Origin of the sequence: Planktothrix mougeotii LEGE 06226, from assembly GCF_015207485.1 — a bacterium.
Lineage (GTDB): Bacteria > Cyanobacteriota > Cyanobacteriia > Cyanobacteriales > Microcoleaceae > Planktothrix.
This window is the reverse complement of sequence record NZ_JADEWU010000041.1, coordinates 20,195-43,640: the sequence shown is the minus strand read 5'-3', so window position 1 is coordinate 43,640 and position 23,446 is coordinate 20,195. Positions and strand designations below refer to the sequence as shown.

19 protein-coding genes and 2 tRNA genes are annotated in these 23,446 nt (G+C 39.5%); 12 read left to right on the top strand and 9 right to left on the bottom strand.

What is annotated here, in order from left to right; translation table 11 throughout:
* Window positions 1-398 precede the first annotated feature (398 nt).
* The 4 genes from IQ236_RS16845 (at window position 399) to IQ236_RS16830 (ending at window position 3,901) form a co-directional block, all read left to right on the top strand.
* Window positions 399-1,610, top strand: coding sequence for a glycosyltransferase family 2 protein (locus IQ236_RS16845; protein ID WP_193870364.1), 1,212 nt, complete (start codon window positions 399-401; stop codon window positions 1,608-1,610).
* Window positions 1,611-1,652: 42 nt separating this feature from the next.
* Window positions 1,653-2,879 (top strand): glycosyltransferase, encoded by a 1,227-nt coding sequence (locus IQ236_RS16840; RefSeq protein WP_193870363.1) that lies wholly within the window; start codon window positions 1,653-1,655, stop codon window positions 2,877-2,879.
* A 45-nt stretch (window positions 2,880-2,924) separates the two neighbouring features.
* Window positions 2,925-2,996, top strand: a tRNA-Val gene (locus IQ236_RS16835).
* 296 nt (window positions 2,997-3,292) lie between these two features.
* Window positions 3,293-3,901: a Uma2 family endonuclease gene (locus IQ236_RS16830; RefSeq protein ID WP_193870362.1), complete on the top strand. Its 609-nt coding sequence runs from the start codon at window positions 3,293-3,295 to the stop codon at window positions 3,899-3,901.
* 337 nt (window positions 3,902-4,238) lie between these two features.
* Here IQ236_RS16830 and IQ236_RS16825 read toward each other — a convergent pair whose 3' ends face one another.
* The gene (locus IQ236_RS16825; RefSeq protein ID WP_193870361.1) at window positions 4,239-5,441 is read right to left on the bottom strand and encodes an argininosuccinate synthase; all 1,203 of its coding nucleotides are present in this window, start codon (window positions 5,439-5,441) and stop codon (window positions 4,239-4,241) included.
* Between the two features lie 174 nt (window positions 5,442-5,615).
* On the opposite strand from IQ236_RS16825, the gene IQ236_RS16820 reads away from it, so the two are divergent.
* A complete protein-coding gene (locus IQ236_RS16820; RefSeq protein ID WP_193870360.1) occupies window positions 5,616-6,536 on the top strand; it encodes a glycosyltransferase family 2 protein in 921 nt (306 codons plus the stop codon).
* A 107-nt stretch (window positions 6,537-6,643) separates the two neighbouring features.
* Here the strand turns inward: IQ236_RS16820 and IQ236_RS16815 are convergent, their stop codons facing one another.
* Window positions 6,644-7,249 carry an ImmA/IrrE family metallo-endopeptidase gene (locus IQ236_RS16815; RefSeq protein ID WP_193870359.1) on the bottom strand — a complete coding sequence of 202 codons (606 nt, stop codon included), beginning with the start codon at window positions 7,247-7,249 and terminating at the stop codon, window positions 6,644-6,646.
* Between the two features lie 5 nt (window positions 7,250-7,254).
* Window positions 7,255-7,617, bottom strand: a complete 363-nt coding sequence (locus IQ236_RS16810; protein WP_193870358.1) for a helix-turn-helix domain-containing protein — start codon at window positions 7,615-7,617, stop codon at window positions 7,255-7,257.
* Window positions 7,618-7,778: 161 nt separating this feature from the next.
* Between IQ236_RS16810 and IQ236_RS16805 the strand changes: the two genes are divergently transcribed.
* The 3 genes from IQ236_RS16805 (at window position 7,779) to tumA (ending at window position 11,270) form a co-directional block, all read left to right on the top strand.
* Complete coding sequence (locus IQ236_RS16805; RefSeq protein WP_193870357.1) at window positions 7,779-8,606, top strand: PD-(D/E)XK nuclease family protein; 828 nt, start codon at window positions 7,779-7,781, stop codon at window positions 8,604-8,606.
* Entirely contained in the window at window positions 8,603-10,888 is a 2,286-nt protein-coding gene (locus tag IQ236_RS16800; RefSeq protein ID WP_193870356.1) for a Piwi domain-containing protein, read from the top strand. Before IQ236_RS16805 ends, IQ236_RS16800 begins: the two co-directional genes overlap by 4 nt.
* A gap of 154 nt (window positions 10,889-11,042) precedes the next feature.
* On the top strand, window positions 11,043-11,270 hold the full coding sequence (gene tumA / locus IQ236_RS16795; protein ID WP_193870355.1) for an antitoxin TumA: 228 nt from the start codon (window positions 11,043-11,045) through the stop codon (window positions 11,268-11,270).
* On the opposite strand, the gene lepB is transcribed toward tumA, so the two are convergent.
* Both lepB and crtR read right to left on the bottom strand, forming a co-directional pair.
* Entirely contained in the window at window positions 11,267-11,854 is a 588-nt protein-coding gene (gene lepB, locus IQ236_RS16790) for a signal peptidase I (RefSeq protein ID WP_193870354.1), read from the bottom strand. The two genes, tumA and lepB, sit on opposite strands and share 4 nt — an antisense overlap.
* A 102-nt stretch (window positions 11,855-11,956) precedes the next feature.
* On the bottom strand, window positions 11,957-12,853 hold the full coding sequence (crtR, locus tag IQ236_RS16785) for a beta-carotene hydroxylase (RefSeq protein ID WP_190523467.1): 897 nt from the start codon (window positions 12,851-12,853) through the stop codon (window positions 11,957-11,959).
* A gap of 136 nt (window positions 12,854-12,989) precedes the next feature.
* On the opposite strand from crtR, the gene IQ236_RS16780 reads away from it, so the two are divergent.
* From IQ236_RS16780 to IQ236_RS16765, 4 genes are all read left to right on the top strand, one after another.
* Entirely contained in the window at window positions 12,990-13,799 is an 810-nt protein-coding gene (locus IQ236_RS16780; protein WP_193870353.1) for a COP23 domain-containing protein, read from the top strand.
* A 179-nt stretch (window positions 13,800-13,978) separates the two neighbouring features.
* Window positions 13,979-15,763 carry a pyruvate kinase gene (gene pyk, locus IQ236_RS16775; RefSeq protein ID WP_190523471.1) on the top strand — a complete coding sequence of 595 codons (1,785 nt, stop codon included), beginning with the start codon at window positions 13,979-13,981 and terminating at the stop codon, window positions 15,761-15,763.
* A 146-nt stretch (window positions 15,764-15,909) separates the two neighbouring features.
* On the top strand, window positions 15,910-18,366 hold the full coding sequence (locus tag IQ236_RS16770) for a ComEC/Rec2 family competence protein (protein ID WP_193870352.1): 2,457 nt from the start codon (window positions 15,910-15,912) through the stop codon (window positions 18,364-18,366).
* 119 nt (window positions 18,367-18,485) lie between these two features.
* Window positions 18,486-18,574: transfer RNA gene (locus tag IQ236_RS16765), tRNA-Ser, on the top strand.
* A gap of 142 nt (window positions 18,575-18,716) precedes the next feature.
* Here the strand turns inward: IQ236_RS16765 and IQ236_RS16760 are convergent.
* The 4 genes from IQ236_RS16760 to IQ236_RS16745 are packed head-to-tail and all read right to left on the bottom strand — an operon-like array spanning window position 18,717 to window position 23,392.
* Window positions 18,717-19,700, bottom strand: coding sequence for a glycosyltransferase (locus IQ236_RS16760; protein ID WP_193870351.1), 984 nt, complete (start codon window positions 19,698-19,700; stop codon window positions 18,717-18,719).
* 26 nt (window positions 19,701-19,726) lie between these two features.
* On the bottom strand, window positions 19,727-20,593 hold the full coding sequence (locus tag IQ236_RS16755) for a sulfotransferase family protein (protein WP_193870350.1): 867 nt from the start codon (window positions 20,591-20,593) through the stop codon (window positions 19,727-19,729).
* A 1-nt stretch (window position 20,594) separates the two neighbouring features.
* Window positions 20,595-21,587 (bottom strand): glycosyltransferase family 2 protein, encoded by a 993-nt coding sequence (locus IQ236_RS16750; RefSeq protein ID WP_228041687.1) that lies wholly within the window; start codon window positions 21,585-21,587, stop codon window positions 20,595-20,597.
* 47 nt (window positions 21,588-21,634) lie between these two features.
* Window positions 21,635-23,392: a cellulose-binding protein gene (locus tag IQ236_RS16745; RefSeq protein ID WP_193870349.1), complete on the bottom strand. Its 1,758-nt coding sequence runs from the start codon at window positions 23,390-23,392 to the stop codon at window positions 21,635-21,637.
* Window positions 23,393-23,446 lie beyond the last annotated feature (54 nt).

Sequence of the window (23,446 nt, the reverse complement as noted above, 5' to 3'; positions counted from 1 at the left end):
TAACAGGAAAAGGTAAACAACCTGTCTAAAAACCTAGTTGCTTAACGGCAGAACACGCTCACCTTGACAATTGAATCTATGCGGTTCTGCTGCACAGTTCTAGTTTCCCCCAGCAGTGGGTAAAAGATTCATGGGAAGCTCAACAACCAGTTTTTGAAACAAATTTGTTTCAAGTCAAAAAAGAACTCGCAGTCATGCGAATAGGGTAGGGCATACCCGAATTTACGCAAGGGCGTGAATCCCAACTCTGGTTGAAGCACTACAAGGCACTTTGATTAAGTGGTTTCGTTGAACCCAGAATCCCCACGCCTTTAGGCACAGGGAGTGTCAAGTAAACCTTTTCCCCATCTGAGAAAATCATGATCTCATCATTTGAAACATCTTAACATAGACAAGATATGAGCCTAACAACTCAACTGATTATTGGATTAACGATAATTGCTGTAGCCCTTGGCATCCCGGTTTCAGTATTTTTTCTCGAATGCCTTGCTGCCTTGATGCAGAAGCATTCATCTCCTCAAGATGGGGAAAATTTTATTTCTAAAGTTTCTATTCTGATTCCGGCACACAATGAAGCATTGGGAATTGAAGGGACGTTAAAGGCTATTTTACCTCAAGTTGATTCTCCCAGAAGAATTATCGTAATCGCAGATAACTGCACTGACGAAACCGCAGCAATAGCCCGTCAAATGGGAACAACGGTTTTAGAACGTCAGGATTTAGATGATCGAGGCAAAGGCTATGCTTTAGATTATGGTTTAAAGTTTTTAACTCAAGACCCACCGGATGTGGTCGTCATGATTGATGCTGATTGTCATGCAGAACCTGGGACAATTGCTAAAATTGCTCAACTGGCGATGGTCAAACAGCGACCTGTACAATCAACCTATTTAATGGAAACGCCCCAAAATCCAACTCCTAAAGATTCTATTTCCGCCTTTGCTTTTTTAGTGAAAAATTGGGTTCGTCCTAAAGGATTAGCTCGATTAGGATTTCCCTGTCTGCTAACAGGAACAGGAATGGCATTTCCTTGGTCTGTAATTTGTCAAGTCTCCCTAGCCAGTTCTAATCTTGTGGAAGATATGCAGCTTGGGATTGATTTAGCGTTATCAGGAGCATCCCCTCTGTTTTGTGAAGACGCTAAAACCCTGGGAATTTTACCCGCCCAAGAAACCGCAGCCAAAACCCAAAGAACTCGTTGGGAACATGGACACTTAAACACCTTATTGACTCAAGTTCCTTGCTTGATTTCCGCTTCTTTTCGTCAACAACGCCTGGATTTATTAGCAATTGCCTTAGACCTTTGTGTTCCTCCCTTAGCTTTATTAGTTCTGTTGTGGACTGCTGCTTTAATCGCGAGTGTTTTGATGGCAGTATTCAATATTTCTATGTTTCCCTTGCAATGTTTAGCCCTTGAAGGAACGCTGTTATTAGTTGCAATTCTTCTAACTTGGTTTAACTTTGGTCGTTCTATTCTATCGTTAAAAACGCTGCTGAGTATTCCTGTTTATATCCTGTGGAAATTACCGATGTATTTCGGTTTTTTGAAAAAACCCCAACAGGAATGGGTTAGAACTCAACGTGATACAATTTCCTCTTCTGAACCTTAACCTTTAACCCTGAATCAACAACCCTGCATCGGATTAAACCGCATGAAAGTTGCTTATCTAATTAATCAATATCCTAAAGTTAGTCACAGTTTTATTCGTCGAGAAATCTTAGCCGTTGAAGCTCAAGGACTGGAAATTAGTCGGTTCTCAATTCGGTCTTTAGAATCAGAATTAATTGATCCAGCCGATCAACAGGAATCTGAAAAAACTCGGTTTATTCTGAAAGTGGGGATTTGGGGTTTATTCAGTCATTTATTACAAGTTGGACTCACTCATCCTCAACGTTTATGGCAGACAGGAAGATTAGCATTAAAATTAGGTTGGGGTTCAGAACGAGGTGTTTTCCTACACGGTATTTATCTGGCGGAAGCTTGTGTTTTATTCCATTGGTTATCTCAAGACAAAATTGACCATCTTCATGTTCATTTTGGAACTAATTCCGCTACTGTTGCGTTATTATGTCAAGCTTTAGGTGGCCCCCCTTATAGTATGACGATACATGGGCCGGAGGAATTTGATAAGGTAGGAGCGATCGCATTACCGGAAAAAATCAAACGTGCTCAATTTGTAGTAGCCATTAGTTCCTTTGGAAAAAGTCAATGTCAACGCTGGTGTGATTATCAAGATTGGTCAAAAATTCAGATTGTCCATTGTGGTGTTGATCCGATGTTTTTGGAACATCCTTTTGTTCGGTTACCTTCAGAACGTCGCTTCGTTTGTGTCGGTCGTTTAAGTGAGCAAAAAGGTCATTTATTGTTAGTAGAAGCCGTTAACCAACTGGTCAAGGCTGGATTTGAGTTTAAATTAATTTTTGTGGGAGATGGCCCCCTGCGCCCAGAGATTGAACAATTAATTAATCGCTTAGGGTTAGACAATTATATTGAAATTACAGGTTGGGCAACCAATACTCAAGTCCAACAACAGATTTTATCCTCCCAGGTGTTTGTATTACCCAGTTTTGCGGAAGGCTTACCCGTTGTTCTGATGGAAGCCTTAGCTTTATCTCGTCCGGTGATTAGTACCTATATTGCTGGAATTCCAGAATTAGTCGAACCGGGGAAAAACGGTTGGTTAGTTCCTGCTGGGTCTTTAGAGGATTTAACCCTAGCTCTCAAAACCGCCTTAACAACTTCTATAGAAGAATTAACAACAATGGGCAAATTTGGAACCCTGAAAGTAGCTGAACATCATAATATCGACATTGAAGCCCAAAAACTCATTCGCCTATTTCAAGGGGACTCAATTCTCAATCCCGACCTGAAACCGTAAGGGCTTGTCAATCGAGGAAAGGTGTGTTATATTAATAAATTGTGCGGGCGATTAGCACAGTGGTAGCGCACTTCCTTCACACGGAAGGGGTCACAGGTTCAAATCCTGTATCGCCCATTATTGACGATTTAACTCAGGATTCTCACTGTGAGCCCTTCCATGTAAAGGAAAGATGCTTTAATCACTGTGCTAACCGCTTAAATTATCCATAATCTATCCAACTCCACAATACATCAAAGGATTATCGAGTCTTATCAAGGGACTGTCTCGTTGCCCTTTGAAATAGGAGAATATCAGCGCGTTGCTGTCAAAATTGTAGACGATCGCGGCATTGAGTCTTTAAAAATAATCCGATTAATTTAACACAAATTATTTTAATGTTAAAATAATCTGAAAGAAATGGAGAGGTAGCGATGACTCAAGCGATACCCAAATTAATGACTTTTGATGAGTTTCTGGAATGGAAACCAGAAATCGGACATTATGAACTACATAATGGAGTAATTGTTGAGATGCCTAATCCAACAGGGCAACATTCAGTAGTGGCAGGTTTTCATGCTGCCGAATTTAACTTTGAAATCCGGCGATTGGCACTTCCTTACTTTATTCCCAAGGAATGTACAATTAAATTAAGCGATAACTCTGGCTACGATCCAGATGTCATCGTATTAGATAAACAAGCCGTAGCAGCCAATGAGTCTCGATGGGAAAGAGAATCAGTTATTATCCGGGGAGATTCCATAAAATTAGTGGTTGAAGTTGTCAGCACAAATTGGCGCGATGATTATGCACATAAAATGATTGACTACGAAGCATTAGGCATTGGTGAATATTGGATTGTAGATTATCTGGGTTTAGGAGGTAGCCGTTATATTGGTTCTCCCAAACAGCCTACTTTGTCGGTTTATCAGTTAGTTGATGGCGAATATCAAATTAAACTATTTCGGGGAGATGAAAAAGTTGAATCTGCTGTATTTCCAGAGTTAAATTTGACAGCATTACAAATTTTTAGCGGTGGGTAAGCGATCTTGTCGTTAATCTTATTATAGTCAAACGCCTTTTACTATAATAAGATTGGGTTACACCTATCTTATTATACTGGACTAACATAAGATTCAATGAACAAAGCCCTACCAATAATTTTTTTAAATATCAAAATTCATGTCATCCCAAACTACTACGAAATTTTTAACATTGTTCCTCTCGGTTTGTTCGATAAACTTCTTCAAGGTATCGACAACATTAGAGGAAATGCAGAAAGACCCCCCTGATGAAAATATTGCAGCTATCTATCTCAATACAGTTGAGGTCAGAATTAATTGGCTCGTAGGGTGAGCAAGGACTCACCCTCTGATAAATTTAACCTCTCATTTTTTCCGACCAAACACGAGTCGGTAAACCCCAAACATAAATGAAACCTTCGGCGGCTTTGTGATCAAAAACATCCTCAGAACCATAGGTTGCTAAGTCGTGACTATAGAGAGAATTTTCAGATTTGCGACCCACAACAGTTGCATTTCCTTTGAACAATTTCACCCGAACTGTACCGGAAACTTGGGCTTGAGTTTGTTGGATAAAGGCATCTAAAGCCGCTTTTAACGGACTATACCACAAGCCATTATAAACTAACTGACTATAGGTTTCTTCAATGCCCCGTTTATAGCGAGTAACATCGGCAGTTAACGTTAAACTTTCTAAATCTCGGTGGGCATTAATTAACACAATCATCGCTGGAGATTCGTAAATTTCCCGTGATTTAATCCCAACTAAACGGTTTTCAATCATATCAATGCGTCCGACGCCATGATTTCCGGCAATTTCATTTAATTTTCCAATTAATTGAACCCCGTTCATGGTTTCCCCATTTAAACTGATAGGAACCCCATTCTCAAACCCAATTTCAATATATTCCGGTTCGTTAGGCGTTTCAGCAATGGGTTTTGTCATTGCATAAACTTCTTCTAAAGGTTCCGTCCAAGGGTCTTCTAAGGGCCCCGCTTCAATGGCAATTCCCAATAAGTTTTTATCTAAACTGTAGGGGGAGGATTTTTTCACCGGAGAAGCAATGCCAAATTTTTCTCCATAAGCAATGGTTTCTTCCCGACTCATTCCCCATTCCCGCGCGGGGGCTAGAATTTTCAATTTCGGGTTTAATGCACCTACAGACACATCAAATCGCACTTGGTCGTTGCCTTTTCCAGTACAACCATGAGCAATAGCATCCGCACCGTATTTTTCGGCCACCTCCACTAAGGTTTTCGCAATGAGCGGACGAGCTAAAGCGGTGGCGAGGGGATAACGATTTTCATACAACGCATTGGCTTGAATAGCTGGGAAAGCGTAATCTTTAACAAAGCTTTCCTGCACATCAATCACTAACGATTCTACAGCACCGGAGTCTAAGGCTTTTTGTTTGACTGGCCCTAGTTCATCCCCCTGTCCTAAGTCTACGGCCAGGGTAATCACTTCTTTAACGCCAAATTCATTTTTTAAGTAGGGGATACAAACGGAAGTATCCACCCCACCGGAATAAGCAAGCACAACTTTTTCAGCGCGACCCATGATTAATATGTTCTCCTGAAGTAACCAAATGTTACATTATCTCGTCTTTGATGCTCTTTGGATGTCAGGGATTGAGAATATTTAGTTTTGAGTCGCAAAAACACGAGAAGGCTAGATTTTAGGCCTGTGAGTGGTTAATAATAAGATTGATTGAGGGTTTAGGTTATAAAAACTGTGTTTTTAAGTGTTGTCATTCCGACTTATAATCGTTTAGCGATTTTACAAAAGTGTTTACAAGCGTTAGAACAACAACAATATCATCATCCGATTACCGATTATGAAGTGGTTGTTGTCGATGATGGTTCAACGGATGGAACCTTAATTTGGTTAGAGGAAAATCAGTTAAAATTGCCCCATGTTCGGGTATTCTGTCAATCCCATCAAGGGCCAGCTGCTGCCAGAAATTTAGGGGTAGAACAGGCAACAGGGGAGATTATTATTTTTATTGATAGTGATTTAGTGGTGACAGAAACGTTTTTACAATCCCATGCAGAAACGTTAGCAGAAGGATATAAAACTTCAGATAAAATTTTTACCTATGGTCGGGTGATTAATACTTGTAATTTTGAGAATCCCACATCTGAACCGTATAAAATTACAGATTTTTCTGCGGCTTATTTTGCGACAGGAAATGTGGCGATCGCTCGTCATTGGTTAATTGAAGCCGGATTATTTGATTGTCAATTTAAACAATATGGCTGGGAGGATTTAGAATTAGGGGTGAGGTTAAAAAAATTAGGGTTAAAATTAATAAAATGTCCTGATGCTGTCGGTTATCATTGGCATCCGGCTTTTAGTTTAGAAGAGTTACCGAAATTAATAGACCGAGAAATTCAACGGGGAAGAATGGGAGTTTTATTTTATCAAAAACATCCTAATTTTGAAGTTAAAATGATGATTCAAATGACGCTATTACATCAAATATTATGGGGTTTATTGTCTTTGGGAGGACGTTTAAACGAAAAAACAATGGCAGGATTTTTACAAATTTTGATTGATCGAGGAAAACCTCAGTTAGCCTTAGAAATTGCTCGGATTTTTCTGAATTGGTATAATGTTAAAGCGGTTTATCAAGCCTATACAGAATTCAAGTAGGATCGCCATAGCCCATCATCAAGCCCCATTAATTACAAGAATATTTTTTAAGGTATGTAACCTGTTATCATCAATACAACTTAAATTCTTTGAATCACATAAATGGGTTATTCGGGATAGGCATTTCCTCGATAAATCTCTTTTGTACCCTTTGGAATCTTAATCCATTCTAGTTGTTGTAAACGATGAGTTAAGTTACTAATCGTGACACCTAATTCGTCTTTAATCGCATACAAGTGTGGCCACTTTGTTAAATTTCGCCCTTTTTTAGCTTCTTCTAACTTAAAAGTTGGCATTAGCAAGCAACTCGCAAAATACTGAGCTTGCCATTCAATTCCCTGTAAATTATTAATCGCACGGCATAGAAAAGAGGCTTGCTGTTGATGCAATTGATTGTGATCAATATGAAGTTCCCAATGCCCAATTTCATGAGCAATACAGGATTCTTCAAACCCTTTAGACATGACTACGCTCCTCTCATTTAAGATGATTTTTCGTTCAGTGGGTAGAATCATCGCAGCAATTTCCCCTTGTTGATCAGGAGGAATATTGCCACAATCCATATCTAATCCTAATGTTTCAGCAATACAGCCTGCATCTAGTGGCCATTTAAGAGGGCGTGTCCGTTTTTCCTGTACTCGCTTAAGAATACTAACAGCTTGAGCTTCAATTTCCTGTTTTGATAGGTGTCGATAAGGTTTAATAACACTCAACTGAATTACTCCTCACCCTCTGATTGTGTTGTTTCCCGCAGGATTTTTTGAGCAAATTCTGGTTCATCTCGCATCCGTCGCAGCAAAGCAGGCATTTGCTGATACTTTCTGACCAATTCTTCAAACGCCTGAGCATCTTCTGGCGTAATTCGCCCTGCAAGCCGTTTGAGGTCATTAATTCGATCCATCAAATCTAAATGATGGGCTAATGCCTCAATTACATCCTCACTGGGAGGATAGCCAGCGTGATCATTCTCCAGTTTAGACAGATAGGTGTAATCAACCTTAATCATCTTTGCCAGTTCACGCTGACTATATTCTTTCTGTTTTCGGGCTTGACGAATCAGCTTACCAAACGTCTCGCTCACGGTTAGAGTTCCTCATTATGCAAAAATTTTATTCTATCTTGACTTTATATTCAATCCGGGTTAATCTGAAATTGTTGTTCAAGTTGACCAATTTAGACAACACGCCAAGAAATTTTAACCCAATGAATTCTTTAGCACCCTCTATTGGGAGGGTTAAACAGATGAACAAAGTATGGCGTCCCTATGCCAGTTATAGAATTTGGCTGGAATTTGAACCCCCTGTGGGTCAGGAGAAATTTCACTGTGACATGAAACGAGGTTTTGCTAGGGCGAAAAAACGAGAACCAGGAATTGAACCTTTACTCAAACAAGATACTGCACCGCAGCGAATTGGACTCTTAGCGCAACAAGGTATTTATGAATTTCATTATAACCCACAACTGTTGTCTAGTGTTGATGGAGTCGATCAAATTGCTGAAATTATTAAACTGAATCAACAATCTAGTTTAGTTCAGGAAAGAATTAAAACTATCCTGAACAACTATTACCAAAATCCCATCTTAGCAGGCAAAAAAATTATTAAGCTAAACCGAGGGGATGAAGGTTTTCCTCAGCCTATTTTAATCAAGCATGGGAATTATTGGTTTAACTTCTTTGCTGCCATTGATTGTATTTTTGAAGAAACAGATGGAATCTTACACATTTTAGACTTTAAAACGGGTCATTCTGGTATTGACTACAGGCAAGCCTATCTTTATCTACTCGCTGTTAGTTATTTATATCCCGGTCAACCTGCGATCGCATCTTTCTATAATGTTGAAAAATGTGAACAATCAAAACTTATTTCTGCTAGTCAAGAGACTCTCAAGGCTTTTGAAATTGAAATGGCTCTAGTAGCTCAACGACTCCAAAAAGAATTAAAACAGTATCGGTTTAACCGTTCTAATTTTGAGAATATTTTTCCGCCTAATCCTGGGGTTAACTGCTATCATTGCCAGGTTAAATCAATTTGTAAATTTTCTGTTTATTCAGAGGTTGCTGCCTCATGACAAACACGATTTCATCTACTTCTCAAATCGCTACAACGCCTACTTATTTTTTAAGTGAAATTTTTCCCCTTACGATTCCTAATCCTAATCTCGATAGCTTTCGATTGTCTCCCAAAGTTGATCGAAAATTAGGAAATAAAATAAGTTGGCATTTAAGCCAAAAATTTCAGGATAGAATCGTGATTTGGGAAGCCGGATATTTTTGGATTTTAACAAAACAGAATGAGGAACGATACGGACATGAAAAATGGCGAGAAGCTTTGAGAGAAATTTCAGAAGAATTGAAAGATGATATTGGCGATCGCATTTATTCCATTCAATCATTAATAGAACCTCAACCTACCGCTTCTATTTTAGCACAATTAGCCGTCAGAGCATTACAAAAAGGGAAAGCTTTTTATGCTGAAACTGTTTGGTCTAAAAATCAAGTTGAAGTTAAACGAAAAGCTGAGTTTTGGGCAGAAACGATAGAGTTCAATAATTCTATATCCCCTGCTTTGGTACTTACCCCGAAAAGCTATTTTTCTTATCAAGGAACTTTAGTAGAATACTATGAAAATCATCCTTATCGTCATAAGCCTGAAGAAATCTTGATCGGGTTAAAAGTTCGAGAACGTGAAAATTATAATAGTTGTACAATTGTTGGCTTGAGAGGAACTGTAGGAGAAAATAGAGAAGAACTCTTAAAACATAAGCCTGCTTCAGTTAGTAGCACAGCCATTAATGATGCACCAGATGATCAACCTGTCGTTACAGTTAAGTTTGGGAAAAATCCTAAAGAATATGATTATGTAATGGCAGCACTTTGTCCTTCTATTACAGAAGAAAATTCTTATTTGTTTGAGATAAAACACGGGGATTTACTGACACACACAAAAATAAAATATCAAAAAAGACAAGAATATTTAAACTCCTATAAGCAGACTGCACAACTATGTTTAGCCGATTATGGCTTTACAGTGGAGAAAAGTGTTAATAACTTTTCTTACCCCGGTGTTTTCAGCTTGCCTAGTTTTAATATTGAAGATACTCCTCTGTTATTTGGCAATAACTTTCGAGGTAAGAGAGGGGCTATTTTGAATGGGCTTAAAAACGGAGTTTATCGTCGTCATGAAGATTACAATAATCCATCAAGAGCCATTAGAATTAATATTTTAAAGGTAGGCGAATTTAAAGTCAATTCTGTGTTTTTAGAACAAATCCAAAATCGGCTAAAACATTATCAATTCAATACTGTTAATTTAATTGATCCAAAAACTAAAAAAGTAGATCATGATCGAGTGAAGCCCATTTCGATTGAAGGATTAAGTGATTCAGAAGCAAAAGCAGCCGTTGAAGAAGCTCTTGATGAATTATTAGTGATTAAACCTGATATTATTTTGACCTTTCTTCCGCAAAGCGATCGCCATACTGATGATAGGGAAGAGGGTAGTTTATATAGTTTTATTTCTTCGAGAATACTGCGTCGAGGATTAGCAAGTCAAGTGATTTATGAGAATACTATCAAAGATCCCGCTAATTATGCGAATATCCTTAATCAAGTTGTCCCTGGAATATTAGCCAAATTAGGAAATCTACCGTTTATTCTAGCTGAACCTTTAAAAATAGCCGATTATTTTATTGGATTAGATATTTCTCGAAAACCGAAAAAAAAGGGAACCGGAAGCTTAAATGTTTGTGCTAGTGTTCGTCTATATAATCAGCGAGGAGAATTTATTCGTTATGGTTTAGAAGATGCGTTAACCGAAGGAGAAGAAATTGATCAATGCACTTTAGAAAAATTTCTCCCTTCTAAGGATTTACGGGGAAAAACCGTATTAATTTATCGAGATGGTTTGTTTCGCGGGAATGAAATTAAGCATTTACAGGAAAGAGAAAAAGCAATTCAGGCTAAATTTATTTTAGTAGAATGTATTAAATCAGGAGTACCTCGACTGTATAACTATAACCCGTCTCAAAACAGTTTAAAAGCACCGACAAGAGGATTATCACTTCGCTTATCGTCTCATGAAGTTCTTTTAGTAACAACCCAATTAAAGTCAGAAAATATGGGTTTACCTCTTCCTTTGCGTCTAAGAGTGATTCCTGATCTTGATGAGACTCAACCGATTTCACTTGAAGATTTAGTGGAAGCAACATTGAAACTAACATTACTGCATCATGGAGCATTAAAAGAACCCCGTTTACCTGTTCCCTTATATGGTTCAGATCGAATTGCTTATCGACGTTTACAAGGAATTTCACCGGGTTCTTTAGATGGAGATAAACAATTTTGGTTATAACCTCTATTTTAGAGATTGTAACTGTTATTAATTCTCAAAACACAATGATTGACAATAACTTAAAAATAGCCTAAACTGAAATTTAGATATTTTATTATCAATGTAACAACAATCTGTTTCCCTCGTTAGAGATCCCTATAAAAACAACAAATCTATGCGTAAACAAATCATTCAATATACATCACCGTTAGATGCTTTAGTTGCTGTTGCTAAACGACTCAGCTTATACGAAAACCAGCAAAAAATTGACTCCAAGGAATTCTTTAACCAATATAATCGCGGGCTTTTATCTGATGATGTTCTATTTATAGAATGGGCTAATGATTACCGTCACTACCTGGCTTTACATCAGGAACTCGCCCAAAGACTTAAAACAATCTAAACTCCGCCAAATCGTTCAATTGGCCAAAAGCGGAATACAGCGCGACCAATAATATTTTCTTTGGGAAGAAAACCCCAAACATGGGAATCATTACTATCATTGCGATTATCTCCCATAACAAAATAGGAATTTTCGGGAACTTTCACCGGAGGTAATTGATAATGGGGTTCTTCAGCGATATACCGTTCAAATAGAGGCTGATTATTAATATAAACTCGACCATTTTTAACTTCTACAATTTCACCTGGTTTACCAATAATTCGTTTAATAAAAGCTTGATCGGCTGCATAGCCAATCTCTTGTAATTGCGAGGGAGGATTAAATACAATAATATCGCCAAATTGAGGAGAATCTAAATAATAGGAGACTTTTTCAATCACTAAGCGATCGCCTATTTCTAAAGTCGGAAACATGGAATCGGAAGGAATATACCGAGGTTCAGCAATAAAGGTTCTAATCAATAGGGATAATCCTAATGCGATCGCTAAAATTAGAATATTCTCTTTAATTTTATCCCAATTACTTTTTTCTTTGTTATTTTCGGCTTGTGAAGTTTGACTTGCGGTTTTTTCTTCAGATTTCATGGTTCCTTCCCAGAATATCATCATCTCATAAATTAAGAATTAAGAACCTCTGTTCAATAGCGATTCTTAATTCTCAATCCCTTGAACTTCAAGGGTAAACGTTTAATTATCCGTTGAGGATTTGCGAGAGTGAAAACGGATTCCTAAAAAGACATCATAGAGAAAACTCCAAAAGTCTTTTTTCCCTTCTAGGATTCCTAAAGTTTGGGGGGAACCTTTTTCATCTAGTAGGGGTTTCATAAATTCATAAGTTGGCTTGTAATAATACCAAGGAATAGAGGGCCATAAATGATGAATTAAATGGTAATTTTGCCCCAAAATTAACAGATTTAAAATCGGACTTGGATACACCCTGGCATTTTTCCAACGATTGCGTTCTTGAAAAGGGCGATGGGGTAAATAGTCAAAGAATAAACCCAAGGCTATCCCGACGACTAAAGCCGGACAAAACCAGAAGTTTAGAATATAGTCAAGAAACCCATAATGAATCGAGATGCTAACAATCGTCACCACAAATAAGCGGCTCAAAAACCACTCCAGAAGTTCATACTTTTTCCAGAGTTTGCGTTTGAAGAAAAACACTTCATGGTAAAAGAACCGCGCCGCGATTAACCACAGAGGCCCACCTGTGGAAACAAAATGATCGGGATCATTGTCTGGATCATTAACGTGGCAGTGATGTTGGATATGCACCCGTGTAAATACGGGAAAAGCGAACCCTAACATTAAAGCACTACCATGTCCTAATACCGCGTTGAGAATGCGGTTTTTGTGGGCAGAATTATGGGATGCGTCATGAATCACTGTCCCGGAAAGGTGCAGTGCCAAAACATTAATCAAAAAACAACACCAGTCTGGCCAACCCCAACGCCAGTATCCCAACGTGGAATAGATCACCAGAGCTACTGCGACGAAAAACATCAGTAGCGTAGTGTTAAAACCACCCTCTGGGGTGAGGTATTCTTTGGGGACTGTCAGTGGCTTGCTTGCCTCCGACATTACGGTTTGCACTCCTTGAAGTTTCACACCTGAGTATTTTATGAGAAAAGTAACAGATTGTAAAGATTTGTGAAAGAGCTAAACAGGAACGTAACAGCTTAAAATACCACGATTTTATCCCTAGGAGGAAATATTTATGTCTCGTTCACGATTTCGCCCATCCTTACTCGGACTCGTAAGTTTATCCATTACCCTATCACTAATGGGTTATCCAACCGAAGTTAAGGCTCAACCCACCTCGAATCATTCCCGTTCTCAGTGGCTAAGTTTACCCAGTTTAAGGGATTTATTGCAACTCCGCCGCAACACCGAGCAATCTCAACAACCCATTCAGGTTTCCCCCCCCAATTCGACACAAACTCCTGCACCTCAAACCCTTCCCCCCGCCTCGGAGCCTCCCATTCCTCAAGTAGAAGTCGAAACCGGGGAAACAGAGATGGCGCGATTTAGATGTGAAGTGATTGGCGGTCAATATACGGTCATGTATTATCCGGTGAGTCAACCCAATCAAGGCTATGCTTGGGCCGTTCCGAGTAATATGGGGGGAGGATGGACGCCCGAACGCCGTTGCTCCGAAATTAGTCGCCGTTTAGAGTCCTATCGTCCCGATGGGTTATCAGAACTGAGTACAGCGATTGAAAACGGTTATAATACGTTGTGCGCCACAACCGAAGATGTTCCTCAATGTCGGATTGTGTTAACGGTTCCTCCTGGGGAAGATCCCTTATTTGTGCGCGATCGCATTTTCCAAAACCTGGTTATTGCGGATAGTGGTCAAAGCACCCAAGGCGTTTATACCCTTGTCGATGAAAAAAGCACCGGAGACGTTATTCGAGGGGTGTTAGGTGGTTCTCGAAATCGTCAAGGAATTCCCCTGCGTCAATTCCTCGATCCCACCGACGGGGGTACTGGATCTCGTTTGAACCCCCGTTACTTCCCCAAATAGGCAATAAAACCCATTCGTAATTCGTAATTCGTAATTCGTAATTCGTAATTACCTCCCAAACACCGGATTCTGAATTCTTTATCGTTATGTGTCCCTGACATGGTTAAATTTTCTTTATGCTTTGTAGAGATGTTCCCCGGAATGTCTCTACAAATAATTCCCTAGAAGTTTATTGAGTCATGCAACCGCAAAATCTACTGCACCGAACCAAAATAGTCGCTACAATTGGCCCTGCTACACAGAAGCCTGACGTTCTGCGCGCGTTGATTGAAGCGGGTGCAACGACTCTACGGTTGAATTTTTCCCATAATACCCATGAGGATCATCAACGCAGTATTCGCTTGATTCGACAAACGGCCTTTGAACTCAACCAACCTGTCGGAATTTTACAAGACCTGCAAGGGCCTAAAATTCGACTGGGTAAATTTGAGAATGGTTCAATTATTCTCAACCGAGATGATTTGTTTATTCTCACCAGCGAGGATGTCGTCGGAACTCAGGAAATTTCCTCCGTAACTTATCAACCTTTAGCCGATGAAGTCCCAGAAGGGGCAATTATTCTCCTCGATGACGGTAAAGTTGAGATGTTCGTGGAGAAAGTTGAACCAGCAAAGGGACGCTTATATTGTCGTGTGGTGGTTGGCGGAACTCTTTCTAATAGTAAAGGGGTGAATTTTCCGGGGGTTTATCTGTCGATTAAAGCGTTGACAGAAAAAGATCGAAAAGACTTAATGTTTGGTTTAGATCAAGGAGTTGATTGGGTTGCTTTAAGTTTCGTCAGAAATCCCCAGGATGTATTAGAAATTAAAGAATTAATCGCTAGTGCAGGGAAAGATGTTCCCGTCATTGCCAAAATTGAAAAACATGAAGCGATTGAACAAATGGAAGAAATTCTGGCTTTGTGTAATGGCGTGATGGTGGCGCGAGGAGATTTAGGAGTAGAACTTCCGGCTGAAGATGTGCCGATATTACAAAAACGGTTAATTCTCACCGCTAACCGCATGGGAATTCCGGTGATTACCGCTACTCAGATGTTAGATAGCATGGTGAATAATCCTCGACCCACCCGTGCGGAAATTTCCGATGTGGCGAATGCGATTTTGGATGGTACTGATGCGGTGATGCTTTCTAATGAAACAGCCGTTGGCAAATATCCTGTAGAAGCAGTCGCAACTATGGCGCGAATTGCGGCGCGAATTGAACAAGATGGCGTCACCCGCAATATTTCTAAAGTTGAAGATACCGGACGTTCTATTCCTAATGCGATTAGTCAAGCTGTTGGGCAAATTTCCCATCAGTTGAATGCCGCAGCTATCATGACCTTAACTAAAACCGGGTCTACGGCGCGTAACGTCTCTAAATTTCGACCCCAAACCCAGATTTTAGCCATTACCCCCCATGTGGAGGTGGCCCGACAGTTAAGTTTAGTCTGGGGGGTGAAACCGCTATTGGTGTTAGATTTACCTTCGGCTGACCAAACTTTCCAAGCGGCGGTGACGGTGGCTAGGGAAAAAAATCTGCTGGCGGATGGGGATTTGGTGGTGACGACGGCCGGAACTTTGCAAGGGGTGGCGGGTTCTACGGATTTAATTAAGGTGGAAGTGGTGACGGCTGCTTTAGGCAAGGGCACGGCTGTTGGTCAAGGTTGTGTAACGGGACGAGCACGGGTTGCCCGCAGTGCCGGAGAATTGAGCGATTTTAATGTGGGAGACATTTTAGTCACTCCCCAAACCAGTGCTGATTTTGTGGATGCGATGCGAAAGGCGGTGGGTGTGGTGACTGAAGCGGATAGTTTAACCAGCCATGCGGCGATCATTGGTTTACGGTTAGGGGTTCCTGTAATTGTGGGAGTAAAGAATGCTACTCGCATGATTCGAGATGGGGTGATTTTGACGTTGGATATGGAGCGCGGTATTGTGTATTCAGGTGCTACGAGTGGTTCCCTACCGGATAACACTTTGTAACCTCTTCCCCATCCCCTCTCCGGCTCGGCGAGGGGACGATTGGTCTGTTGAGAAACCTGGCTCCTGCCTAAGTGTTGGGTTCACTTGTTATCAGATAGGATGTTCTCTATAAAAGAGTTGACTGTTCCCTGTTCCCTGATTATTGAATGAATCAAACGGTGATTTTTATTCTGGCTTTTGCTTATCTCTTAGGTTTGCTAGTAGGTGCAATCCCTTGGGTAAATTATGGAATATTAGGGTTAGGAATTATATTAGCACTTGCGACAGCCCTGAAACAAGTTTATCAGCAAAAACAATCGCGAAAAGCTAGAATTCAACAGTTTATTAAACAAAAAGAAACCCGCAAAGATGCTCTCACTGACCCGATTGAGTTTGCAGCAAAAATTCCTAAACCTCCTCGTCCTAAACTGCCGTTTTGGGTGTGGTTATTAGCCGGAATCACCGCTTTTTTAGCCAGTGTTTATTTACAAATTAGAACTCCTCAACCAGCGACAAATGATATTAGTCAATTAATTCTTAATAGCGGGAATAGCCAAGATTTATTAATTACGGTTCGCGGAGAAGTGGGTAGTATTCCCCGGTTAACTCGTTCAGGACGGGGACAATTTTGGTTAAACGTAAATCAAGTTAATGAAATTACGAATAATAATACTCCGATTGCTGTTAGTCGAGATGTGAGGGGCTTAGTTTATGTGACTGTTCCTTTATTAAAAGCAACGGGGTTATATCCGGGGGAAAGTGTTGCGATTACCGGAAGTTTATATCAACCTCAACCCCCTTCAAACCCAGGGGGATTTGATTTTTATAACTATCTGGCTCAACAAGGATCTTTTGCTGGATTGCGGGGACGTTATATTAGTCATGATGATAGTCAACCTCCCCCTTGGGGATTGTGGAAAATTCGCCAACGCATTACACGCGCTCAAGCTAAATTATTAGGAGTTCCTGAAGGTTCGCTACTGAGTGCGATGGTATTAGGCCGTTTAGCGGTTGATTTACCTTACGATATTCGAGATACGTTTGTTCAAGTTGGACTCGCTCATATTCTAGCAGCTTCAGGATTTCAAGTTTCATTTTTATTGGGAGTTATTTTAGCTCTTACTCAAAGATTTTCTCCCCAAATTCGATTTATTTTAGGATTATTAACGCTTCTGTTTTACTTGGGTTTAACGGGGATTTCACCTTCTGTTTTACGAGCAACGTTAATGGGATTAGCGGTATTAATTGCCCTTTTAACCCAACGTCAAACCAAACCCTTAAATGTATTATTACTGGTAGCTATATTATTATTAATTGTTAACCCCCTTTGGATATCGGATATCGGATTTCAACTGAGTTTTTTAGCCACATTGGGATTAATGGTCACAGTTCCTCCCTTAATGCAACGGTTAAATTGGATGCCTCCCTTTTTCGCTTCTTTAATCGCCGTTCCTTTAGCCGTCATGATTTGGACATTACCCCTACAACTCTACGTTTTTAAAGTTTTATCTCCCTATAGTATTCTGGTTAATATTATTGCTTCTCCTCTGATTTCAATTATTACATTAGGAGGTATGGCAAGTGCTTTAGTCGCTTTATTGATGCCGGGATTTGGAAGTGCGATTTCCCAAGTTCTTCATTATCCAATTTTAGGTTTAATTGAAACAGCCGATTATTTTAGTCACCTTCCCGGAAATTCTATTGCGGTGGGCAGTATTTCCCTAATACAATTGATTACCCTCTATAGTTTAAATTTTTTAATTTGGGGTTATTTTATCTGGGTGAATTCTCAAGAAAATCCCCAAATTTTTACTTATAAAAAAGGCTGGATTCCTCTTTTATTTGCAGTGACTTGTGCTATATTAATAGTGGTGGCACCGGGTTGGTATACTAAAAAAACCCAATTTCAAGCCACGATTCTCGGTACACCTAAAGAACCGATTTTAGTGATTGAAGAAAAAGGAAAAGTAACTTTAATTAATAGTGGAAGTCAAAACACAGCCCAATTTGTCGTTTTACCGTTTTTAAATGCTCAGGGTGTCAATGAAATTCAAGGGTCAGTTGCGACTCATCCCCAACTGGGTTTAAGTATTGGTTGGCCGTTTATTTTAGAGAATGTTCCGATTAAAAGATTTTACGATAATCCAGCCCCCAAAAAAACCTATCAAGCTACCAATGAAGTCATTTTGAAAGCATTAGCTCAACAAAAAGGAGCTTATGTTCCTTTAATATTACGTCAACCTGTGATGTTAGGTTCTGTGAAACTTGAATTATTAAATCCTCAGCCCCCGGTGATTCGATTTGAAATGGGTCAAAACACTTGGACATTATTAGGAGAAACTTCTATTAATGACCAAAAACAGTTGATGGAAAGTCAAAGTTTAACCCCGACTCAAGTGTTGTGGTGGTCAGGAGAACCCTTAAGCCCAGAAATTTTATCTGTATTCAAGCCTAAAATAGCGATCGCTTCTTCTAATTCTATTGATCCTAAAACGGTACAAATCCTAAGTCAACAACAAACTCAAATCTTTTGGACGGGTCGAGATGGAGCCATTAGATGGACACCGACTCAAGGTTTTGAAACAACTTTAGATTTTGATGAAACAGATGGGTCTTTTCTTTAATAGACTAATGCAGTAAACCTAAACGATGAAATGTTTTTCCCGGTTTCTGGTTCCCTGTTCCCCGTTCCCTGCTATAATCGAAAAGTCGTCTAAAATACGATCTGAATCATTTCAGGTTTGGAGAGGTGGCAGAGTTGGTCGAATGCGGCAGACTCGAAATCTGTTAGGGGTCTTGCACTCCTCGTGGGTTCGAATCCCACCCTCTCCGTTTTCAGAATTTCTCAACCTATCAATCTGTAAGCTGAAACGGCATAACTTCGTTCAAATTCAGTTTGGGTTTTGAGCAGACTTTGAACGAATAATTTCAGCCGGAATTCCGACGACGGTTTCACCCGATGGAATAATTTTGCTTACTTGTATTCAATTAACGGGTTAGATTTTCCTAGGGTTTGATTAAAATAAAACTTGATTTGTCCGACTAAGCCAGGAAATTTTGAAGCCATACAAGACACTGAGTACCAGGTAGAATCTGAACCAGAAAATCCTCTGGTTTTATAATAGCGATAGGTTTTATAAATTAATAAAGGATAGGCTAAAAATAAAATCAGACTCCATTCATGGGTTGGCAATATTAAGATTAAAGCTAAGACAGGAATAATGAAACCCCATAACCAAATACTACGGCTTTCTCTCACCCAATGGTTTTCCGGTGGCTTTCCATGTAAATAAGCTCCCTCAGCATAGGCATAACCTGCTCTTAAATGGCGTTTCCACCATTGACTAAACCGAGTCATTTGAGCATCATGGAGGGTCATTTCTGCCTCTAAACGCTCAATTTTCCATCCTTTTTGTCGTAGCCTAACACACAATTCCGGTTCTTCTCCTGCGATTAATTGGGGGTTAAATCCAGAGACTTGTTGAAGCGCTTCTACGCGCATCATGGCATCTCCACCACAAGCTTTAGTTTCACCAATAGGAGTATTCCATTCAATATCACAAAGACGGTTATAAATTGACGCATCAGGATACCGTTCTCGTCGTCGTCCACACACCACCCCAATATTAGGATTTTCATCTAATTTTTGTTGGGCTGTGTTTAACCATCCCGCTACAATTTCGCAGTCACCATCTACAAATTGAATATAATTTAATTCATGATTTTTCTGAAGTAAAAATTCAAAACCTGTGTTTCTAGCCCGTGCTGCGGTAAAGGGTATAGATAAGTCTAATTCTATAACATCTACACCCAGGGATCTCGCTATTTCCACAGAATTATCTGTTGAACCGGAATCAACATAAACTGCATTGTCAACGCTTCCGATGATGGAAGATAAACATTTCCGTAACCGTTCACCTTCATTGCGTCCAATGGCGACTAATCCAATACTACTCAAGGTCAAACCTCCTCTATTGCTAAGAATTAAACCCAATTAAAAGCTTGATTTTTGACAACGGATTTAAAATTATCACAGGATAATTCTATTCCTAATTTAGACCCTAAAACAGCTAAATCTGAGTTAAAAATTAATCGCAAATTCTCATGATTTTCTGGCGTGAGTTCTGGTTTTTGCTTCATCGCCCACCAACTTCTAACCCAAGTCCGAAAAGATTTAGGAACCAATAAACGTCGCAATTCTCGAAGACCCGGAGTTTCCACTAAAAAATCCCGCCAAGCACTTTTTCTCATACGTTCAGTCGATACGTTTTGCGCTTCTAGTTCAAAGTTCCAAATCGGCTTTTGGGGATAACCTATAAACTCACAAACCCGTTCTAATTCGGCTTGGGGATAAGAAAGCATTCGTTCAAAGAAAATCGGTAAAACCCGATCTTGACCAAAGGTTTCAAAATAGGGTTGAAGCTGCATCATATAGCAACTATAATCAATTAATTCGGGATGATTTTTGATCGCTGTATTAATATCCTCACTCATCACCTTTTGTGTCCATTCATGAATATATTGAGACACTAATCGATCAATCGGATGTCGCATCACATAAATAAATTTAGCATTGGGTAAATGGTGCTGAATTCGTTGAATGGTTTGAGGATAAGTGGGTAATTTAGTATAATGGGTGCTGGATTCTCCACAGAAGGCATCTACAGGTGCAGATTCAAAATGGGATAGATACCAATTCCAGCCTTTTTCGTATTCTTCATCATTACTAAAAAAATTAGGTTCTTTGAGTTGACTCATAAAAATTCCGGGTTGTAAAGCCAACTGTTCATGTAGGGTACTGGTGGCACATTTCATCGCACCAATAATAATAAAATCAGGGGTTTTATTCATATTATTCTTGTTGAGATAGATTTAAGGGAGTTAAACAATTCATCCAAATATCTTGAGCTTGAAATTCGCAGGTATGGGGCTGTTTATTTCCGACTAATTCCCGAATCCAAGACAAACTCCGACCGACTAACCACAGGAGATTTGCTAACCATAACCCTGTAATCCCATAAAATTTTGCAAAGTACCGAGAACGAGAAGCATAGAGATAGGAGCGAGGACGACGCCGCGCCGCCATATCCAACTTCACCGAACCACTTCCTCCGCGTAAATGCACCACCCTCGCTTCTGGCCAATGGAGAATCTGCCAGCCCGCCTGATTCACGCGACGACAATAATCCACATCATCAAAATACATGAAATAGCCCTCATCCATAAAGCCAATTTGTTCAATCACCTCCCGACGAATTAAAACACAAGCAAAACTTGTCCATTGCGGTTGATAGGGTGTATTAGAAACCTCCATCGGTACGTCATATTGTTGAAACAGTTTTGTAATCATTCCTGTCGCCGCAGCATCAATCAATTGACTCAAGGGAGAATGATAGCGGAAACAACTAATTTGGGGGGTACTATCGGGCCATTCTAAACGAGGACTAATCAGTCCCGCTTCGGGGTGAGTTTTCCAGGCGTGAAGTAAAGATGAAAGGGCTCCGGGTCGGACAATGGTATCACTATTGAGTAATAAATAAGCTTCGGCTTCAATGGCTTTGATTCCTAAATTATTCCCGGCGGAAAATCCCCCATTCACCGGAGAAGGAAGAAGTTGTACCCAAGAAAACCATTGATTTTCTGTAATCGTTTGTTGCAAAAGTTCAACGGAATTATCCCCAGAAGCATTATCAACAATAATCACCTGATCATACCCTATTTCCACTTGATTTTCAAGGGATTTTAAACAATTAATAACGAGATGAGGAGTGCGATAATTAATAATAACAATCGCCCATCGAATCCGATTAATCAAACTATTGTTTTCAACTGTAATTTCCTCCATTCATTCCTCCTTAAACATAAAAATAATGTCAGCAGTTAGCGGATCATCTAACGACAATTTTCCCACCAACAAGGATTTTGATCAATAAAATCCTCTAAAGCTTTATATTTGGGTGAAGTGGGTTGATAGACCGATTCTAAAGCTCCCCAACTGCCATATTTTGTCGGTTTACCGATATCAGCATAGTGCATAAATAAAGTTCCTTTAGCTTGTTTCCAATCTTGTAACAGTTGTAGATAGGTATCGTACATTTGCGGATTACGATTGAGTTGGATCAAGAAATCCGTCAAGCGTTCTTGTTGAGGATGTTTGCGCTCCGCAACTAAATGTTGTCCTCCTTCATAAGCTACTAATGTTAATGATTTGGATTTAGCGACTTCTGCATGATACAAAAAAGTTTGATACTGATCAAGTAAACTATGTTGGTCTTTGGGGAGTAATCCTCCTTTTTTTAACTGTTGAAAAGCTTGATTAATTCCTGTATCTCCCTGATTGATCCACGATTCAAGCGTACTACTATTCTCCAAATCTCCTAAAGAGCCATCAAAATAACCGGTGATCGCATAGGTATCAATCCCTTGATAACAGGGTTTATTTCCTTCATTCACCCAATAGGGACAATCTAAAACTTTTTGTTCTGCTCCTTTTGAATTCGTTTGTGTAGAAATCACACAAATAACCCGATCAGCTTGAGTTCCAAATTCCCTTTTCCAAATTTCACACATTTGAGCCGTTCGCATTCCATACCACTGACGAAAGGCATCTTTTTTATCTTTTCCCCATCGAGCTTGACCTTGTTCTAAAGCATAGCGAGTTTGTTTAAAATTCCAATTCCAAACTTCATTAGAAAACTCGATATAGACCTTTAAATTAGGATTTAATTCCGCTTTTACTTTCTGGGCAAAGTTTTGGATATATTCATCCGTTGCTTGATGGGGCATATTAAACCAAGGCTCTGCTTGAACTTGATTGGCTAAAGCAATCATCACTTCTAAAGGAACTCCTGAACGTCTATAGGTTGCTGTTGCAGGTGTTGGTCTATTCTCCCACTCTTTTTGAGGAGAATGATTGGTTTGCATCCAATCCATAAATCGCAAAGTTCTAAATTTTTTAATTTTATCCAAAAAAACGGGATTAAATTGTTCACCTTGTTGATAACGAGTTTGATCTTCTGCTTTAATTACCCGAATATTCCGAATATAATTTCCGGTTTGATTCGGATCAGTTGCAGCAATTACAATTAACGCCCCATTTGATTTGGATAAATCAATTGTAATCACATCTTGTCCGGGTTTAGAAAGGTTAGAATCTTTTTGAGCGGCTAAACCATATTCTAACGTTCCTTCTCCGTCATAGAAAACAAGATATTGTCCAGAAATCGGAGTATCTTTAGGGATATCTTTAAATAAAGTTGTGGCAACTTGAGTATAGCGGGGAGGATCTTCGGGCTTGGGTAAGGATTTAACCCAACCTTGTTCATCTAAATCTAATTGCTCAGATTCTTTTGTATCCCATTCCCCTCGACAGTCTGATGTTTTTAAACTGCGACAGGTCGTGAACCACTGGCGGGAACCTTTAAAATAGTCAATAAATGCAAATTGAGTTGATGCAGTCCCTAAACCACTCAAATTAATGCCTAAAGGAGATTGAGAATTTGATAAACCTTGGCTGAATGCAACTCCTTTGAAACCGTTTTGAGAATCATCAATCATTTTAGATATGATTATTCCTATTCCCATAATAACAATAAAAAATAATACAATATTTTTTTTTAATTTTAATTTAACTAAATTAAATATCAACATGATCAATTCCTTTAAAAACAACTTTTAACCGTTCAATTATTTAGGCTTAATTTT

What these genes read in the sequence shown, in the direction of transcription:
- IQ236_RS16770 (WP_193870352.1), top strand. Translation starts at nt 15,910, where the DNA reads ATGAATCAAACGGTGATTTTTATTCTGGCTTTTGCTTATCTCTTAGGT.
- IQ236_RS16750 (WP_228041687.1), bottom strand. Translation starts at nt 21,587, where the DNA reads ATGGAGGAAATTACAGTTGAAAACAATAGTTTGATTAATCGGATTCGA.
- crtR (WP_190523467.1), bottom strand. Translation starts at nt 12,853, where the DNA reads ATGTCGGAGGCAAGCAAGCCACTGACAGTCCCCAAAGAATACCTCACC.
- pyk (WP_190523471.1), top strand. Translation starts at nt 13,979, where the DNA reads ATGCAACCGCAAAATCTACTGCACCGAACCAAAATAGTCGCTACAATT.
- IQ236_RS16825 (WP_193870361.1), bottom strand. Translation starts at nt 5,441, where the DNA reads ATGGGTCGCGCTGAAAAAGTTGTGCTTGCTTATTCCGGTGGGGTGGAT.
- lepB (WP_193870354.1), bottom strand. Translation starts at nt 11,854, where the DNA reads ATGAAATCTGAAGAAAAAACCGCAAGTCAAACTTCACAAGCCGAAAAT.
- IQ236_RS16745 (WP_193870349.1), bottom strand. Translation starts at nt 23,392, where the DNA reads ATGTTGATATTTAATTTAGTTAAATTAAAATTAAAAAAAAATATTGTA.
- IQ236_RS16840 (WP_193870363.1), top strand. Translation starts at nt 1,653, where the DNA reads ATGAAAGTTGCTTATCTAATTAATCAATATCCTAAAGTTAGTCACAGT.
- IQ236_RS16800 (WP_193870356.1), top strand. Translation starts at nt 8,603, where the DNA reads ATGACAAACACGATTTCATCTACTTCTCAAATCGCTACAACGCCTACT.
- IQ236_RS16845 (WP_193870364.1), top strand. Translation starts at nt 399, where the DNA reads ATGAGCCTAACAACTCAACTGATTATTGGATTAACGATAATTGCTGTA.
- IQ236_RS16780 (WP_193870353.1), top strand. Translation starts at nt 12,990, where the DNA reads ATGTCTCGTTCACGATTTCGCCCATCCTTACTCGGACTCGTAAGTTTA.
- IQ236_RS16755 (WP_193870350.1), bottom strand. Translation starts at nt 20,593, where the DNA reads ATGAATAAAACCCCTGATTTTATTATTATTGGTGCGATGAAATGTGCC.
- IQ236_RS16805 (WP_193870357.1), top strand. Translation starts at nt 7,779, where the DNA reads ATGAACAAAGTATGGCGTCCCTATGCCAGTTATAGAATTTGGCTGGAA.
- IQ236_RS16830 (WP_193870362.1), top strand. Translation starts at nt 3,293, where the DNA reads ATGACTCAAGCGATACCCAAATTAATGACTTTTGATGAGTTTCTGGAA.
- tumA (WP_193870355.1), top strand. Translation starts at nt 11,043, where the DNA reads ATGCGTAAACAAATCATTCAATATACATCACCGTTAGATGCTTTAGTT.